Origin of the sequence: Streptomyces sp. NRRL S-337 (genome assembly GCF_000720175.1) — a bacterium.
In the GTDB taxonomy this organism is placed as follows: Bacteria; Actinomycetota; Actinomycetes; order Streptomycetales; family Streptomycetaceae; genus Streptomyces; species Streptomyces siderophoricus.
Genome location: NZ_JOIX01000123.1, coordinates 1 through 16,148, shown reverse-complemented (window position 1 = coordinate 16,148; position 16,148 = coordinate 1). Strand labels below are relative to the sequence as shown.

Genomic DNA, 16,148 nt, shown 5'->3' with positions numbered 1-16,148 from the left:
TCCCCCAACGGGAGGGGACGGGCCGGAGGGGCCGGTGTTTGGGACGTAAAGCGACAGCAGTCCCAAACACCGGCCCCGCAGGCCCGTCACCGCACCCAAACACCCACCCAGCCCGCCGCAGGCGCAACGACGAACAAGCCCCGCGGCGGGACGGCCAGGTACGTACGCGGCGCCGCAAAGCGCAACGGCGAGCAACCCCCACGGCGGGACGGCCAGCTACGTGCGTGGCGCCGCAAAGCGCAACGGCGAGCAACCCCGACGGCGGGACAGCCAGGTACGTGCGTGGCGCCGCAAAGCGCAACGGCGAGCAACCCCGACGGCGGGACAGCCAGGTACGTGGGGAGGTCACCAGATGGCGTAGGCCAACCAGCGCCGCGCCCCCGGCGTTCTTAGCGTGGCCTCATGTCGAGCGCGAGATGGGCCCCCGTCAGAGCCGTGACCGTCGCGGCCGTTTGTGCCGCCGGACTGCTGGCCGTGCCCGCTCCGGCCCTGGCCACCGGCGCGTGCCGGAGCGTGCGGGCCGATGGTCCGTACGGCGTCGACGATCCGCGGGCCGCGGCCCGCCCCGCGGCCGACGCGGGGAACCGGCTGGACCGGCGCGGAGTGCAGTTCGTGGCCCGGCCGGACGTACCGGAGCCGCCGAAGGTCTCCGCGCTGTCGTGGATGGTGACGGACCTGGGGAGCCGCAAGGTGCTGGCCGCCAAGGACGCCCATCGGCCGCTGCCGCCCGCCAGTACGCTCAAGACGCTGTTCGCGCTGACCGTGCTCCCGAAATTCTCCCAGGGGACGGTGCACACCGTCTCCATGGAGGACCTGGCCGGCATCGAGGCGGGCAGCTCGATGGCCGGGCTCCAGGAGGAGGTGCCGTACCACGTCGCCGACCTGTGGCACGGCGTCTTCCTCAGCTCCGGCAGCGACGCCGTGCACACCCTGGCCGCCATGAACGGTGGCTGGAACAAGACCATCGACGACATGCAGGAGACCGCGCGCCGCCTCGGCGCCCGCGACACCCGGGTGGAGTCCGCGGACGGCTTCGACACCCCGGGGCAGGTGTCCTCCGCCTACGACCTGTCGCTCTTCGGGCAGGCCGGGCTGACCAACCCCGACTTCGCGGAGTTCGCCGCCACGAAACGTGCCCAACTCCCGCAGGGCGGCGGCCCGGACGCGTTCGGCATCCAGAACACCAACCGGCTGCTGGTCGGCTCGCACGGCGTACGCCCGTACGAGGGACTGATCGGGGTGAAGAACGGCTACACGACGCACGCCGGCAACACCCTGGTCGCGGCCGCCCGGCGGGACGGCCGGACGCTGCTGGTCACCGCGATGAACCCGCAGTCCGGCGCCTCGAACGCGGTCTACGAGGAGACCCGGGCGCTGCTCGACTGGGGCTTCGAGGTGGCTCCCCGGGCCGCCGCGGTGGCCATGCTGCCGGGCGTCGCCCCGGGCTGGCGGGACGCCGGGGCCGGGCATGTCGCCCACCGGCCGACATCGCTGCAGCCCCTGCACATCGCCGGTGCCCAGGGGGACGCCGACGGCGCGGGGCGCCGGCGGTGGCTGCTGACGTCGGCCGTGGCGGTCGGGGTGATCGCCGCCGCCGGGCTCGGCACCGGGCTGTGGTGGCGGCGCCGCAAGCCGTGCACGGCCACGGAAACGGCGGACGGAAAGGACCCGAAGGCGGGTCCGGAGGCGTGGCCGAAGGTGGGTCCGGAAGCGGGCCCGGAGGCGGGGCGGGAAACGGCTGTGGACCGGGAGGGGCCCTGACGGGCGGTCAGGCGGGCGGACCAACCCGCCGGTCCCGCACACACATCCGATAGGTCAGGTATACGGAGGACATCGGATAGCCCTGGCCCGGTGAAGGGCGACGCGTCCGTCACGGACCTGCCGCCCGCCGGGCGTTGCTCGGTGTAGCGTCCTGAACAGCTGTCGTGGTTCCGAAGTACCGGGCGCCCGTGTCGCATTCACGGGCGTTCTTGCTGTGCGTGTGCGTGTGCGGTGCGTCTCCGGACCCAAGGCGATCACCTCCGGGTGCCGCAAGTCGCGGAACCCGATCCGAGCCCCTTGAACGAAGGAGACAGATATGGCTTCCGGCACCGTGAAGTGGTTCAACTCGGAGAAAGGCTTCGGCTTCATCGCCCAGGACGGCGGCGGCGCCGACGTCTTCGCGCACTACTCCAACATCGACGCCACCGGCTACCGCGAGCTCCAGGAGGGCCAGAAGGTGACCTTCGAGGTCACCCAGGGCCACAAGGGCCCGCAGGCGGAGAAGATCCGGCTGGCCTGACCCGTCCGCAGCACGCGGCAAGCGCGCCCGTTCCCGTCCGGGGGCGGGCGCCCCTCCGTGTCCGGAGGTGTCCGCTGCCTTTACGGGCGGCGGTCGTTGAGGATCTTCTGGAACAGCCGGTGCTCGCGCCAGGCGCCGTTGATGTGCAGATAGTTCTCGGCCGTGCCGAACGCGGTGAAACCGCACTTCAGCAGCGTGCGCTGGGACGCGAGGTTGTCGACGAGGGTGCCCGCCTGTATGCGGTGCAGGCCCAGCTCGGCATCGGCCGCGGCACAGACCGCGGTCACCGCGGCCGAGGCCAGGCCGCGGCGCAGCTGGCCCGCGTCGATCCAGTAGCCCAGGTTGGCGCTGCGGAACGGGCCCAGCACGATCCCGGTCAGGGTGATCGCACCGACGACCTCGGGCTCTCCGGCACCGTCGTCCGGCCGCCGCTCCAGCACCCACGGCATGGTCTGCCCGGCGCTCCGCTCGGCGAGCAGGCCGCGCAGCCGGGCCGCCTGGCCGTCGGTGGTGAAGAACGCGTCGTCCCGGTCCGGCTCCCAGCGGCGTAGATGGTCCCGGCTGCGCCGGTAGGCCCGGGCGAGGCCGGCGGCGTCCTGGGCCGTGGCGGGGCGCAGCAGGACGTCAGGGGTCAGCCGGGCGGACGACGCGGAGATCATCCGCACAGCGTACGGGCGAGGGCGGCCGGGCACCGCCCTCGGGAAAACCCGTTCGATCAGGTCTGCGGCGGCTGGTCCTGGCCGCGGTCCCGGCCGAGCTGTTCCTTGAGTTTGTCCTGTGCGGTGTCGACCTGCCCGGAGTACTTGCCCTGGGTCTTCTCGTCGAGCATGTCGCCGCCCTTGTCGACGCCCTTGCCGGCCTGCTCCTCGTGCCCCTTCAGCAGCTGCTTGAGCTTGTCCATCACGGACATGGTGTGACCTCCTCGGGACGGCCCCCGCCCCTCCAGGATCTCCCCCACTCAGGTGATCTGCATCCGCGCCCGCAGTCAGGAACGGCTCGGAACCGGGGCCTTCAGGTGGTCGCTGATGAACTTCAGGGAACCGTCGGCCATGCCCTTCTGGTAGTCCCAGGCGTTGTGCCGGCCACCGGGTATGAGCTGCAGCGAAGTATGGATCGGCCCCGTGCCGTAGGTGTTGCGGAACTTCTGGATGGGCAGGGTGACGGCTGGGGACTCCCGGGTCCCCGCCTGAAAGGCGAGGTACACCTCCGGGCCGCCCTTCCGGAGCAGCCGTCGGGCGAGCTTTTCCGGGTTGTTGGCGTCCTGCTCCGCCGGGTGCCCGGCCCACAGCGGGGAGTCCGGCAGGATGTCCGGTCCGCTGGCGATCGCCGCCTTGAACTTGTCGGGGTGCTTCAGCACGGACTTCAGCCCGGCGAAGCCGCCCGAGGACGAGCCCATGAACGCCCAGCCGTCGCGGGACCGGTAGGTGCGGAAGTTGGCCTTCGCCAGGTCCACCACGTCCTCCGTGAGCCAGGTGCCCATCTTCTGCTGGCCGGGTATGTCGCTGGCGTCGTGGTACCGGGTGTCCGGGTTGAGCATCGGCATCACCACGATGAACGGCAGGCTCTTGCCCTCCGCGGTCCACCGGGTGAGGTTCTCCTGGAGCTTGATGTCGCCGCCGACCCAGTAGTTGGTGACCCCGTCGGCGTCCTGCGGGCTGCCCAGCCCGCCCGGCAGGGCGATCAGCACCGGGAATCCGCTCTTGGCGTACTTCGGGTCCTGGTACTCCTTCGGCGCCCACACCCAGACGCTGCCGGTGACCCCGGACTTGCGGCCCTTGAGCGTGGTCCGGGCGATGTGCGTGCCGTCGTCCAGTGTCCGGGTGACCCGGAAGTCGCTCTTCGGGCCCGTCGGCATACGGGTGTCCGCGTCCACGGGCTTGACGGGCGCGGCCCCGTCGGGTTTGCCGCCGGCGTTGAAGTCGACCGGCTGCCCGGTCTCCGAGCAGCCGGTGAGCAGTGCGCAGGAAGCGACGAGGGCGGCCGCGAGCGAGACGGCGTAGGGGTGTTTCAACGGGGACTCCGGGGCGGTGGATCTACGGCACGTGCCCTTGCACGTGCTCATATAGAGGGAAAAGGGGTGGTGTGGGTTCCCTCGCGCCGGGCCGGCCGGACGATGCGGTGCGGGGCCCCGGCGCGGACCGGTTCACCCGAACGGCCCTACGCGCCCCGGCCGGTTGCGTAGCAGGCGCCCCGGGAGCGCTCGACGGGCACGGCACCGCGGTCCGGCCGAGAATGCAGCGGTGAGCGAAGAACACCGCAGTGCTGAGGACCCTGCCCGCGCCACACCGGGTGACGAGGAACGCCGGCTCGCCCGCAAGGCGCTGGCCGGCCGGGCGCGGGACGCGGCGGAGCTGTCGTTGCTGATGGACATGCTCGGCCTGGATCCGGCCGAGGACCCGGGCCGTGGCGCCGCGCACGCGCCGGCGGCGGACCACGGCCGCGGCCCCGGCCGCGGGGCCCGGGCCGGCCGCGCCCGCTCCCTGCTGCGGCCGGATCGGGGAGACACGCCCTGATCCGTTCCCCGCCGCGACGAACGGCTACCGGGCGCCGCCCGCCCGGAGCAGTCGCAGCGTCACGATCTGGAACGGGCGCAGCCGCATCCGCACGGAGTTCCCCTCCCGGTCGAGCGCCGGACCGTCCTCCCACGGGCGCTCCAGCAGATCGGTGGCGACCGCGCCGGCCAGCTCGAACCCGGTGGTGAGGACGGAGGTGGCGCGCCCGCCGTGGGCCTCGTGGAGGCGGACGACCACATCGCCGCTCCCGTCGTCGGCGAGCTTCACCGCGGTCACCACCGTCGCGTCGTTGTCGACGGCGACCAGCGGCGGCACCGCGCCCGCCCCGGTGATCCGGCGTTCCGGCAGATTGATGCGGTGGCCCTCGCGCACCGCGTCGGCCGGTCCCGCGCCGGGCACCAGTGCGTAGCGGAAGCGGTGCCGGCCCTGGTCGGTCTCCGGGTCCGGGAAGCGCGGGGCGCGCAGCAGCGACAGCCGCACGGTCGTGGTGGTGCCGCGGTCGCCGTCGTCCCGGACGGTACGGGTCACGTCATGGCCGTAGATCGCGTCATTGACCAGCGCCACGCCCCAGCCCGGCTCGCCGACGTGCACGAACCGGTGCGCGCACGCCTCGAACTTGGCCGCCTCCCAGCTGGTGTTGGTGTGCGTGGGCCGGTACAGGTGCCCGAACTGGGTCTCCGCGGCGTACCGCTCGGCGTGCACGTCCAGCGGGAACGCGGCCTTGAGGAACTTCTCCGTCTCGTGCCAGTCGACCTCGGTGTCGACGTCCAGCCGCCGCTGCCCGCGCGCCAGCGTCAGCGACTGCGCCACCCGCGAGTCCCCGAACGTACGGGACACCCGCACCGTCGCGGCGTCCGGGCCCACCGCACCGAGGACCACCTCGTCCGCGTCCGTCAGGTCGGTGACCACATCGCGGTAGAACGCGTCCACGTCCCAGGCGTCCCACATGTTGGGGAAGTCGGGATGGATCTGCAGCAGGTTCGCCGCCGCCCCGGGAGCCACCGTCTCGCGGCCGGCCACCAGGTCGTACGCGGAGACCACCAGCCCGCGGCCGTCGATCCCGATCCGCAGCAGACCGTTGGTGAGCGTGAAACCGCCGTCGTCGCGGGGTGCGACGGACACCTCCGGGCCCTCGGCCACCGGCGGTGCCAGCGCACCGGCCGCCACCCCACCCCGGGCGTGCGGCGCGGAGTTCGCCACCAGGCCGGTGTCCCCGCGGCCGGCCAGCGCCGCGAGTGCGCCCGCGATCAGCCCCTCCAGCTCGGCGGCGACCGCCGCGTACGTCGCCGCCGCCTCCCGATGCACCCAGGCGATCGACGAACCGGGCAGGATGTCGTGGAACTGGTGGAGCAGCACCGTCTTCCAGAGGCGGTCCAACTCCTCGTACGGATACGGGTGCCCGCACCTCACCGCGGCGGTCGCCGACCAGAGCTCCGCCTCCCGCAACAGCTGCTCGCTGCGCCGGTTGCCGCGTTTCGTCCTCGCCTGGCTGGTCAGGGTCCCGCGGTGCAGCTCCAGGTACAGCTCGCCCACCCATACCGGCGCCTGCGGGTACTCCGCCTCCGCCCGCGCGAAGAAGTCCGCGGGCTTCTCCCACACCACCGTCGGCGACCCGTCCAGATCGCGCAGCCGCCGGGCCTTGGCGACCATCTCGCGAGTGGTGCCGCCGCCCCCGTCGCCCCAGCCGGTCGGCGCCAGCGAGTGCCGGGCCACCCCCTTGTCCTTGAAGTTCCGTACGGCGTGGGCGAGTTCACCACCCGAGAGCTGGCAGTTGTAGGTGTCCACCGGCGGGAAGTGGGTGAAGATCCGGGTGCCGTCGATGCCCTCCCAGCGGAAGGTGTGGTGCGGGAAGGAGTTGACCTGGCTCCAGGAGATCTTCTGGGTCAGCAGCCACTTCGCGCCCGCCGCCCGGATGATCTGGGGCAGGCCGGCGGCGAACCCGAAGGTGTCCGGCAGCCACGCCTCCTCGTTCTCGACGCCGAACTCCTCCAGGAAGAACCGCTTGCCGTGCACGAACTGCCGGGCCATCGCCTCGGACCCCGGCATGTTGGTGTCCGACTCCACCCACATGCCGCCCGCCGGCACGAACCGGCCCTCCGCGACCGCCTCCTTGACCCGGGCGTAGACCTCCGGCCGGTGCTCCTTGATCCACGCGTACTGCTGCGCCTGCGACATGGCGTAGACGAACTCCGGCTCGTCCTCCAGCAGCGCCGTCATGTTCGACGTGGTCCGCGCCACCTTCCGGACCGTCTCGCGCAGCGGCCACAGCCACGCCGAGTCGATGTGGGCGTGCCCCACCGCGCTGATCCGGTGCGCCGAGGCCCCCGCGGGCGCCGCCAGCACCTCCCGCAGCTCCGAACGGGCTGCCCCGGCCGTCGCGTTGACCTGCTGCAGATCCACCGCGTCCAGCGCCCGGCCGACCGCCCGCAGCACCTCCCAGCGCCGTGGACCGTCCACCGGGAGCTCCGCCATCAGCTCGTCCAGCACCTCCAGGTCCTGCACGAGCTCCCACACCTCGGTGTCGAACACCGCCAGGTCCATCCGCACCAGCCGGTACTGCGGCGCACTGCCCGCGGTCTCCCGGTCGCCCAGCGGCGTGGGCAGGAACGGATGCACATCCAGGATCACCGGGTTGGAAGCGGCCTCCAGATGCCATTCGACGCGTTCCCCGCCGCGCACCGGCGCCCCCACCCGCACCCACTGGTTCCGCGGGTTGAGCGCCTTGACCGGGCTGCCGTCCGGCCGGTGGACCAGCGCCTCACACTGGAACCCCGGCATCCGCTCGTCGAAGCCCAGGTCCAGCACCGCCTCCACGGTGCGCCCGGCCCACTCGGCCGGCACCTGCCCGCGGACCCGGAACCAGGTCGTACCCCACGGCGCGCCCCAGGCATCACCCACTCTCATCGGCGTGTGCTCGGCGGCCAGGCCCTCCGCCACGGGCACCGGCTCACCGGGCGCGACCCAGGCCGCGACCTCCAGGGGGACCGACTCCGGGTAGAGCGCCGGCCGGATGCGCTCGTCCAGGACCCGCTTGAGCCGGGCTTCGACCAGTGCGCGATCGTCATGCATGCAGGGCTCCGTAGCGTCGAGACGTCGAGGAAGTTCGGCAGGAAGACGGACGGTCACCAGGGGACGTCGGTGCGGGCGGGCGCCGAGCCCGTGAACAGTTCGTGCACCGCCCGCACCTCCAGCCGGGCGGCCGGCTCGTCCGCGGCCCGCCGCAGCCCGCGGACGTAGTACGCCGTACCACAGGTGCCACCGAGGAATGTCCGTGTGCCGTCCGGGAGTTGACGGTGGAGCTCGTAGTGGCGCACCGGCCCGGCGGCCCGCTCCCAGCGCAGCCGCAGGTCGACCGACCCGTCCGCGGTGGCACGGTCGGTGACCCGCAGCCCGGCGGGCGCGGCCGGCGCCCCGGCGCGGTCATGGACCGCCAGCGCCCCCAGCCGCCAGGCCACCGCACCACCGCCGCGGCCGGTCAGCCGCACCCCCAGCGCACGGACCGTCCCCGGGACCAGCGAACCGAGCCGCACGGTGTCGGAGCGCCAGCCGCCGCCCGGCTCCAGCGTGCCCACCGGCAGGAAGGCGTACGGAGCGGGCTCGCCCGGGGCCGGCGCCTCCCGCAGCGCCACCGCCACCTCGACGGTCACCGGCCCCGACGACGGATCGAGGCGATGGGCGAGGCCGACCACCGTCTTGGCACCGGCCGGCAGCCGCGCGGGGAACAGGTCCAGCGTCGCCGGGGCGCCCGCCGCACCGCGCACCAGCAGACTGCTGCCGCCGCGCCAGGCCGCGGCGAAGTCCAGCGAGACCTCCGGGCGGGCGCCCGCGGTGCGCACCGCCCAGCGCCGCGGCGGCAGCACGTCCTGCAACCCGAGATGGCTCCAGGGCGCGTCCGAGACCACACGGCCGTCCTCGTACCAGCGCAGCCCGTGCCCGGTGTTGAAGGTGGTGGCGAACGGCAGCGCGGTCAGCACCGACCGGTCCGCGACCACGGCGGCGGGCGCCCGCCAGCCGTCCCCCGCACCGCCCGGCACGGTCGGATCCAGGGCCTCGCCCGACCAGAACCGGTCGTCCGCGGCATGGAACTCACCGGGCGTGCGCCCCTCCGGCAGATGCGTCAGCGTCCACTCCGGACGGTAGAAGCCGTACGAGACGACGTGGTCGCGCCCGGCCGGGACGATCGCGTCCCAGTCCGTGCGGGTGTCCCAGCCGGCCGACTCGACATCGATCCCGGCCCACAACTCGTAACGGCTGCGGCCCAGTTGACCGGCGAGACGGCCCGAGTCCGCGAGCGACCGGGCGGTCCAGCGGAAGTCGACGAACATCGAGTCGGCGACCGGCCCGGCGGCATCCTGGAAGAACGGCCGGTTGAGGTCGTTCAGCGCACCCTGCCAGCCGACCTGCCCGGTCCGGTTCATCGCGTCGTACCACGTGACGCGCAGCCCGTGCCGGGCGCCCGCCGCGCGCAGCGCCCGCAGGAATCCCCGCATGTCGGCGGCGAGCGCGGCATCCCCGCCGCCGGTCTCCGCGTTGACGAACCAGCCGTCGAAGCCGTACGCCGCGGCCACCCGCGCCAGCTTCGCGGCGAGCGGGAAGCGGCCGGCGGCGTCCTTGCGCACCAGGTCGCGGGTCCAGCGCAGCTGCCCGCCGTAGGCGGCCGGCGGCAGGAAGACGGTGCCCAGGACGGGCACGCCGTTGCGGTGCGCGGCGTCCACGACCGGGGCGTTCGGCGCGAGGATCAGGCCCTCGCCGGACGAACCGCCCCAGAAGACCAGCTCGTCGAGGTACGCCCAGTGCGTCGGCGCGTACGTGTCCGCGCTCGCCGAGCCCTGCGAGGGATTGCCCGCGGTGGGGCCGAAGGCCACCAGGGCGCTGATCCGGGCCTGTCCGGCACGGGCCGAGGTGTTCGCCGGCACCGGCGTGAACCGCTCGGCGAGCGGCACCGTCGCCGTGTTGAACGGCAGGTCCCGGTCGGACCCGGGCGTCCACGCCGCGAGGCTGCGCCACACCACGCCGTCCCCGGGCGTGCCCTCCGGAGTCGAGTCGGGGAACCAGTACGACGCGTACGGCTGGAGCGGGTCCGCGGTGCGGTGCCGGCCGGCGGCCGCCGCACCGCCCGTGACGGGCGGGCCGAACAGGGCGGCCGCGGCGCCCGCCCCGGCCAGCAGCACACGACGGCGGGGGACGGGCCGCGGGCGGTGGGTCATGAGGTGCTCCTCCGGTAGGGAACGGACGGCGGCCGGCGACGCGCGGCGCGGGCCGGGCCGCCGGCTGCGCGCACCTCGCCGGGCGACACGACCTCGGTGATGCCGCGGGACGCCAAATGCTCCCGGTCCTCGGCGAGTTCGGCCAGTACGAGAGCCGGGCGGGCGCCCTGGGCGGCCAGCTCCGCCCAGGCCTCGAAGACCGGTCCGCCGGGCGCACAGACCGACCGGTGCGGCGCCGTGTCGGCCCCGCCCACGTCCACGACCAGCGCGCAGCTCCGCACCGGCGGCCGGTGCTCCCGTCCGCGCCACTCGGCGGCCAGCGCCGCCAGCGCCCGCCCGGCCGGCTTGACCGTACGGTCGGTGCCCAGCAGCCCGAGCCCGTACTCCAGCTCCGGGAAGTCCGCCAGCGACCGGGACACGTCGTGCGAACACCACCAGGTGACGCCCCACAGGTCCGGGCAGTCCAGGACGGCCGCGACGGTCGCCGCGGTGAAGTGCGCCGCCCGCTCCGCGGGGATGTGCGGTGCCGGCGCGCCGACCTCCTGGAGCCACACCGGGCGGTGCGGGTCGCTCGCCCACGCCTTGGAGAGCTCGACGAGATAGGCGGCGTGCTGCTCGGTGGCGGTGCCCCCCGGCCCGTGGCGCTGCGCGGTGCCGTTGAACACCCAGGAGTGCACGGCCGTCACGGCACCCAGCCGGGCCGCCTGCGCCGGGGTGAACGGATGGCCGTCGCGGTACCAGGCGGCGTCGTACGCGGCGTGCAGATGCATCCGGCCCGGCGCGCCGCGCTCGCAGGCCGCCAGCATCCGCTCCAGCCAGGCCGCGGCCTCCGTGCCGGTGAGGCGGTCCGGGTCCGGGTGCGGGCCGTCGGAGAACTGGTTGATCTCGTTGCCCAGGGTCATCCCGAGGAAGTGGGGGCGGTCGGCGAGCGCGGCCGCCAGCGTGCGCAGGTACTCCTCCTGGCCCGCCAGTACCTCCGGGTCGGTGAAGAGGTTGCGGCGGTGCCAGGTCCGCGTCCAGGCGGGCAGGAAGTCGAAGCTCGACAGATGCCCCTGCAGCCCGTCGACGGCGACATCGAGCCCCCGCTCGGCCGCCGCGTCCGCGAGCCGCACCAGCTGCTCCACGGCGCGCGGCCGGATCAGCGTCCGGTTCGGCTGGAACAGCGGCCAGAGCGGGAAGACCCGGACGTGGTCCAGGCCGAGCGCGGCGACGGAGTCGAGGTCCGCGCGCACCGCGTCGAGGTCGAAGTCCAGCCAGTGGTGGAACCAGCCCTGGGTGGGTGTGTAGTTGACGCCGAATCGCATGGGACTCCTGTGGGGTCGAGGCGGCGGGGTACGGCTGGCCGTTTCCGGGCTCAGCCCTTGACGGCGCCCTCGCCGACACCGCGGAAGAAGGAGCGCTGGAGGCAGGCGAAGAGCACGATCAGCGGGAGCACGGCGATGACGGTGCCGGCCGCCACCAGCCGCTGGTTGTCGGCGAAGGTGCCGTGCAGGAAGTTCAGGCCGATGGTCAGGGTGAACTTCGACTGGTCGCTCAGCACGATCAGCGGCCACAGGAAGTCGTCCCAGGCCCCCATGAAGGCGAAGATCGCCACCACCGCGAGGGTGCCCCGCACCGACGGCAGCGCGATCCGCACGAACCGCTGCCAGGCGTTGGCGCCGTCGACGAACGCCGCCTCCTCCACCTCGTACGGCAGCGCCGCGAAGGCATTACGCATCAGCAGCACGTTCATCGCGCCGACGCAGCCCGGCAGCACCACCCCGAGCAGGGTGTTGTTGAGCTGCAGCATCCGCATCGTCAAGAACTGGGCGATCATGATGCTCTCGACCGGGACCAGCATCGCCATCAGGAAGACCACCAGCGCCATCCGGCGGCCCCGGAAACGCAGCCGGGCGAGGGCATAGCCGGCGAGCGCCGCGCCCGCGCAGTTGGTGAGCACATTGGTGGTGGCGACCTTCAGGGAGTTCAGGGCGAAGTCCCAGACCGGGATGATCCGGGCCACACCCGCGTAGTTCGCCAGCGTCACCTGATGCGGGACCAGGCTCGGCGGATAGCGGTAGATGTCCTCACCGGGGCCCTTGAGGGAGGTGGACAGCTGCCAGAGGAACGGCCCGACGGTCAGCGCCAGTACGGCGAGCAGCAGGGCGTAGCGCAGCGCCAGCTGCCACCGCGACGGCCGCCGCCCGGCGCGCCCGTACCGCGGCGCGGTCGCGCTCATGCCTCCTCCTTGCGGTTCGCGCGCAGCACCAGCAGCATCAGGCCCAGGGTGATCACGAAGACCACGACGGACAGCGCCGAGGCATAGCCGACCCGGCCGGACAGGCCGGTGCCGGCCTGCTGGACGAGCATCACCAGCGTGGTGTCCTCGCCGCCGGGCCCGCCGGTCGGGCCGGCCATCAGATAGACCTCGGAGAACACCTTGAACGCGCTGACCGACGAGAGCGCCGCCACCAGCACCATCGTGGAACGCAGCGCCGGCACCGTCACGGTCAGGAAGCGGCGCACCGCACCGGCCCCGTCGACCGCACAGGCCTCGTGCAGCTCCCCGGGGACGTTGGCCAGCGCCGCCAGATAAATGATCATGTAGTAGCCGAGGCCCTTCCAGACGGTGACCGCCATGGCGCTGAGCAGCAGCAGCCACGGATCGCTGAGGAACCCGACGGTCCCGAAGCCCAGACCCTCCAGCAGCGCGTTGATCAGCCCTCGGTCGTCCAGCAGCCACACCCAGATCAGCGACACCACCACGACCGAGGCGACCACCGGGGTGTAGAACGCGGCCCGGAAGAAGGCGATCCCGGGAATCCGCCGCTGCACCAGCATCGCCAGCAGCAGCGGCAGGATCACCAGCAGCGGTACGACCCCGAGGACGTACAGCACGCTGTTGCGCAGCCCGGTCCAGAACATCGCGTCGTGGATCAGCTCGCGGTAATTCGCGCCCCCGACGAACTGCCCGGCGGTGAGCGTGCGGGCATCGGTGAAGGAATGCGCCACCGTGCTGAGGAACGGATACAGGCCGAAGGCGAGGGCGATCAGCAGTCCGGGGGCGAGGAACAGCCAGGGACTCGCACAATGGTGCCTTTTCACGGCGGCCTCGGGCTCAGCCGGTCTTGAGCAGGCGATTGCACTCGGCGGCCGCACCGTCCAGCGCCTCCTTGGGCGACTGCTTGCCCTGCACGGCCCGGGCGACCGCATTGCGCAGCACGGTCTTCATCTGGTCGCTCAGCAGTACCGGGGTGTAATTCACCGCGGTCTTCAGTGACTTGGCCGAGGCCACCCGCACCCGGGTCGCATCGGTGCCGTCCTCCTTGGTGAAGTACGGATCGTCCAGCGAGCCCTTGGTGCTCGGGAAGATCGTGACTTCCTTGGCGAACGCCATCTGGTTCTTCTTGTCGGTGACGAAGTGCGCGAAGGCCACCGCCGCCGGCTTCACCTCGCTCCGCGCGTTCACCATCACGCCCTGGACGTACATATTGGCCTTACCGGTGTTGTTGACCGCGTCGGTGATGCCGATGTGCCGGTACAGGCTCGGCGCGTCCTTCTTGAAGTTCTGCAGATCGAGCGCGCTGCCCGGGTTCATGGCGACGGACTGCTGCTCGAACTTCCGCCCCGCCGACTCGGCCTGTGCGGTCAGCGCCTGGGAGTCCAGCGCCCCGGCCGCGTACAACTCCTTGTAGTGCCGGAGCAGTTCGACGCCCTTGGGCTCGTTGAAGGTGAACTCGGTGCCCCGGGCGTTCATCAGTCGTACGCCGTACCGGCCGAAGTCCTCGATCGACGGGGTGCCGGCGAGCATCGCTATCTTCCGGCCGCTCTTCTTCGCCATCGCCACCGCGTCCGTGAAGAGCTGGTCGTAGGTGGTCGGCGGTTTGTCCGGGTCCAGTCCGGCCTTCCTGAAGAGCTCCTTGTTGTAGAACATCGGCCCGGTGTTCAGATACCAGGGGAAGGCGTAGACGCCCGGCAGGCCCGGCATCTCATGGCTCTTCCAGGCCCCGTCGAGATATTCGCCGCGGTATTTCCCGGCGGCCTTTTCCAGATCGAGGGCGAGCCCGGCCTTCGCCAGCGGATACGCGAGATCCGGCGATACGTTCACCACGTCGGGCAGGGTGCCGCCGGCCGCGTCCGCACTGAGCTTCTCCGGATAACCCTCGGCCGGCTGGTCGATCCACTTCACCCGGGCATCCGGATACTTCCTCTCGAAGTCCTTGATGAGCCCCTCGAAGTAATCCTTGAAATTCGCCTTGAGGTTCCAGGTCTGGAAGGTGACCTGGCCCTCGACCTTCCCCGAGACGTCGTCCCCGGCTCCGCCGCCGGATCCACAGGCGGTCAGCGTGAGCGCCGATACGGCCAGCGCCACGGCCGCGGCACCGGCTCGGCGGGGAACGGTAACTCTGCGCATGGCTGGCGGCTCCTCTGCTCGGACCAGACCGCGGGAAATGCCGCGCACCGGCCCCGGGAGAGAGCGTTCCAGGCCGTTTCGGCGGGTATTCCGCAGGACCTCGGGCGACAACGCGGCAGACGCTACTAATGCGCTTTAGTGAGTGTCAACACCCGTGCCGCGGACGGGACTTCGAAAGGCGTGCCGAGGGGTTCGGTACACGTTTGACACGCCGTCCCCAGCTGATCAGACTGAGCCGCACTAATGCGGTTCAGCACGAGGAGAGCCCGCCATGACAGCGCCCGGTGAGGCCGCCCGCCGCAGGCCGGCGCGCCGGCCCACGATCAAGGACATCGCCCGCCGGGCCGGGGTCTCGGAGAGCGCCGTCTCCTTCGCGCTCAACGACCGGCCGGGCGTCTCCGACGACACCCGCGCCCGGGTCCGCCGGGTCGCCGAGGAACTCGGCTGGCAGGCCAACAGCGCCGCCCGCGCCCTCTCCGGCGAACGCGCCGGCGCCCTCGGGCTCGTTCTCGCCCGCCACGCCCGCACCCTGGGCGTCGAATCCTTCTTCCTGCAGCTCGTCTCCGGCATCCAGGAAGTGCTCTCGGCCCGGAAGGTCGCCCTGCTCTTCCAGGTCGTTGAGGACCTCGACACCGAGTGCGCGCTCTACCGCCGCTGGTGGGCCGAGCGCCGGGTGGACGGCGTCCTCGTCGTCGACCCCCGCACCGAGGACCCCCGCCCGGAACTCCTCGCCACGCTCGGCCTGCCCGCCGTCGCCATCGGCGGCCCGGCCGGCCCCGCACCGTCGGACCAGGAGCCGGACGCCGCGCGGCCACCGCTGCTTCCCACGGTCTGGGCCGACGACGCCAGGGCCATGGCCCGCGTCCTGGACCACCTTCACGGCCTCGGCCACCGCCGGATCGTGCACGTCGCGGGCCTGCCCGGCCTCGCCCACACCGCCCGCCGGATCCGCTCGCTGCGCACCGAGGCGGCGCTCCGCGGCCTCACCGAGCGGCAGGTCCGCTCGGTGACCACCGACTACTCCGACGCGGAGGGGGCCGAGGCCACCCGCCGCATCCTGGACGACGCCCGGCCACCCACCGCGATCATCTACGACAACGACGTGATGGCGGTGGCCGGCGCCTCGGTGGCCGCCGAGCGCGGCATCCCCGTCCCTGCCGCGCTGTCGATCGTGGCCTGGGACGACTCGGCGCTCTGCCGGGTCACCCACCCCCGCCTGACCGCGCTGGTCCGCGACACCCCCGGCTTCGGCCGGCTCGCCGCCCAGGAGCTCCTCACCGTCCTCGACGGCGGCCCGCCGCGCACCGTCCAGGGCGAACTACCCCACCTGGAGGCCCGCGAGAGCACGGGCCCCTGCGGGTGAGGGTGGCCCCCCACGTACTTGTCCGTCCCGCCGCGGTTGTTGCTCGCCGTTGCGCTTTGCGTCGCCCCGCACGTACTTGTCTGTTCCGCCGCGGGGCGTCTCGCCGTTGCGCTTTGCGGCGCCGCGTACGCGTACACCTGACGTCGCTGGTCAGCGGGAATAGCTCCGCCCGCGTGTCCGGTTGTGGCCCCGCAGGGGGCCCTCGCGACCCTTACGGGATCTGTTCGACCGTCCCCTACGGGTTCCAAGGGCCCCTGATACCCCCAACGCCCACCCCCACCCACCTCTTCCTACTCCCCCAACGGGAGGGGACGGGCCGGAGGGGCCGGTGTTTGGGACGTAAAGCGACAGCAGTCCCAAACACCGGCCCCGCAGGCCCGTCACCGCACCC

13 protein-coding genes are annotated in these 16,148 nt (G+C 72.6%); 4 read left to right on the top strand and 9 right to left on the bottom strand.

Annotated features, from left to right (window positions below; genetic code table 11):
• Positions 1 to 402 precede the first annotated feature (402 nt).
• Both IG62_RS0139530 and IG62_RS0139525 read left to right on the top strand, forming a co-directional pair.
• Positions 403 to 1,761: a D-alanyl-D-alanine carboxypeptidase family protein gene (locus tag IG62_RS0139530; RefSeq protein WP_078872513.1), complete on the top strand. Its 1,359-nt coding sequence runs from the start codon at positions 403 to 405 to the stop codon at positions 1,759 to 1,761.
• Positions 1,762 to 2,077: 316 nt separating this feature from the next.
• Positions 2,078 to 2,281: a cold-shock protein gene (locus IG62_RS0139525; RefSeq protein WP_030416471.1), complete on the top strand. Its 204-nt coding sequence runs from the start codon at positions 2,078 to 2,080 to the stop codon at positions 2,279 to 2,281.
• Between the two features lie 80 nt (positions 2,282 to 2,361).
• On the opposite strand, the gene IG62_RS0139520 is transcribed toward IG62_RS0139525, so the two are convergent.
• The 3 genes from IG62_RS0139520 to IG62_RS0139510 form a co-directional block, all read right to left on the bottom strand.
• Positions 2,362 to 2,940 (bottom strand): GNAT family N-acetyltransferase, encoded by a 579-nt coding sequence (locus IG62_RS0139520; RefSeq protein ID WP_030815634.1) that lies wholly within the window; start codon positions 2,938 to 2,940, stop codon positions 2,362 to 2,364.
• 56 nt (positions 2,941 to 2,996) lie between these two features.
• Positions 2,997 to 3,191 carry an antitoxin gene (locus tag IG62_RS0139515; RefSeq protein ID WP_030815631.1) on the bottom strand — a complete coding sequence of 65 codons (195 nt, stop codon included), beginning with the start codon at positions 3,189 to 3,191 and terminating at the stop codon, positions 2,997 to 2,999.
• A 75-nt stretch (positions 3,192 to 3,266) separates the two neighbouring features.
• Positions 3,267 to 4,292: an alpha/beta hydrolase gene (locus IG62_RS0139510; RefSeq protein ID WP_030815627.1), complete on the bottom strand. Its 1,026-nt coding sequence runs from the start codon at positions 4,290 to 4,292 to the stop codon at positions 3,267 to 3,269.
• Between the two features lie 229 nt (positions 4,293 to 4,521).
• Here IG62_RS0139510 and IG62_RS0139505 point away from each other — a divergent pair, with 229 nt between their 5' ends.
• Positions 4,522 to 4,794 carry a hypothetical protein gene (locus IG62_RS0139505; protein ID WP_030815624.1) on the top strand — a complete coding sequence of 91 codons (273 nt, stop codon included), beginning with the start codon at positions 4,522 to 4,524 and terminating at the stop codon, positions 4,792 to 4,794.
• A gap of 24 nt (positions 4,795 to 4,818) precedes the next feature.
• Here the strand turns inward: IG62_RS0139505 and IG62_RS0139500 are convergent, their stop codons facing one another.
• The 6 genes from IG62_RS0139500 to IG62_RS0139475 are packed head-to-tail and all read right to left on the bottom strand — an operon-like array spanning position 4,819 to position 14,394.
• Positions 4,819 to 7,863, bottom strand: coding sequence for an alpha-mannosidase (locus IG62_RS0139500; protein WP_030815621.1), 3,045 nt, complete (start codon positions 7,861 to 7,863; stop codon positions 4,819 to 4,821).
• Positions 7,864 to 7,916: 53 nt separating this feature from the next.
• A complete protein-coding gene (locus tag IG62_RS0139495) occupies positions 7,917 to 10,001 on the bottom strand; it encodes an endo-beta-N-acetylglucosaminidase (RefSeq protein WP_030815617.1) in 2,085 nt (694 codons plus the stop codon).
• Positions 9,998 to 11,305, bottom strand: a complete 1,308-nt coding sequence (locus IG62_RS0139490; RefSeq protein ID WP_037840425.1) for a glycoside hydrolase 5 family protein — start codon at positions 11,303 to 11,305, stop codon at positions 9,998 to 10,000. Before IG62_RS0139490 ends, IG62_RS0139495 begins: the two co-directional genes overlap by 4 nt.
• Positions 11,306 to 11,355: 50 nt before the next feature.
• The gene (locus IG62_RS0139485; protein ID WP_030815611.1) at positions 11,356 to 12,219 is read right to left on the bottom strand and encodes a carbohydrate ABC transporter permease; all 864 of its coding nucleotides are present in this window, start codon (positions 12,217 to 12,219) and stop codon (positions 11,356 to 11,358) included.
• Positions 12,216 to 13,193, bottom strand: a complete 978-nt coding sequence (locus IG62_RS0139480; protein ID WP_078872512.1) for a carbohydrate ABC transporter permease — start codon at positions 13,191 to 13,193, stop codon at positions 12,216 to 12,218. The genes IG62_RS0139485 and IG62_RS0139480 overlap by 4 nt, the downstream gene beginning before the upstream one ends.
• The gene (locus tag IG62_RS0139475; protein ID WP_030815606.1) at positions 13,099 to 14,394 is read right to left on the bottom strand and encodes an ABC transporter substrate-binding protein; all 1,296 of its coding nucleotides are present in this window, start codon (positions 14,392 to 14,394) and stop codon (positions 13,099 to 13,101) included. Before IG62_RS0139475 ends, IG62_RS0139480 begins: the two co-directional genes overlap by 95 nt.
• 271 nt (positions 14,395 to 14,665) lie before the next feature.
• On the opposite strand from IG62_RS0139475, the gene IG62_RS0139470 reads away from it, so the two are divergent.
• A complete protein-coding gene (locus IG62_RS0139470; RefSeq protein ID WP_030815604.1) occupies positions 14,666 to 15,757 on the top strand; it encodes a LacI family DNA-binding transcriptional regulator in 1,092 nt (363 codons plus the stop codon).
• The last annotated feature ends 391 nt before the right edge of the window (positions 15,758 to 16,148 follow it).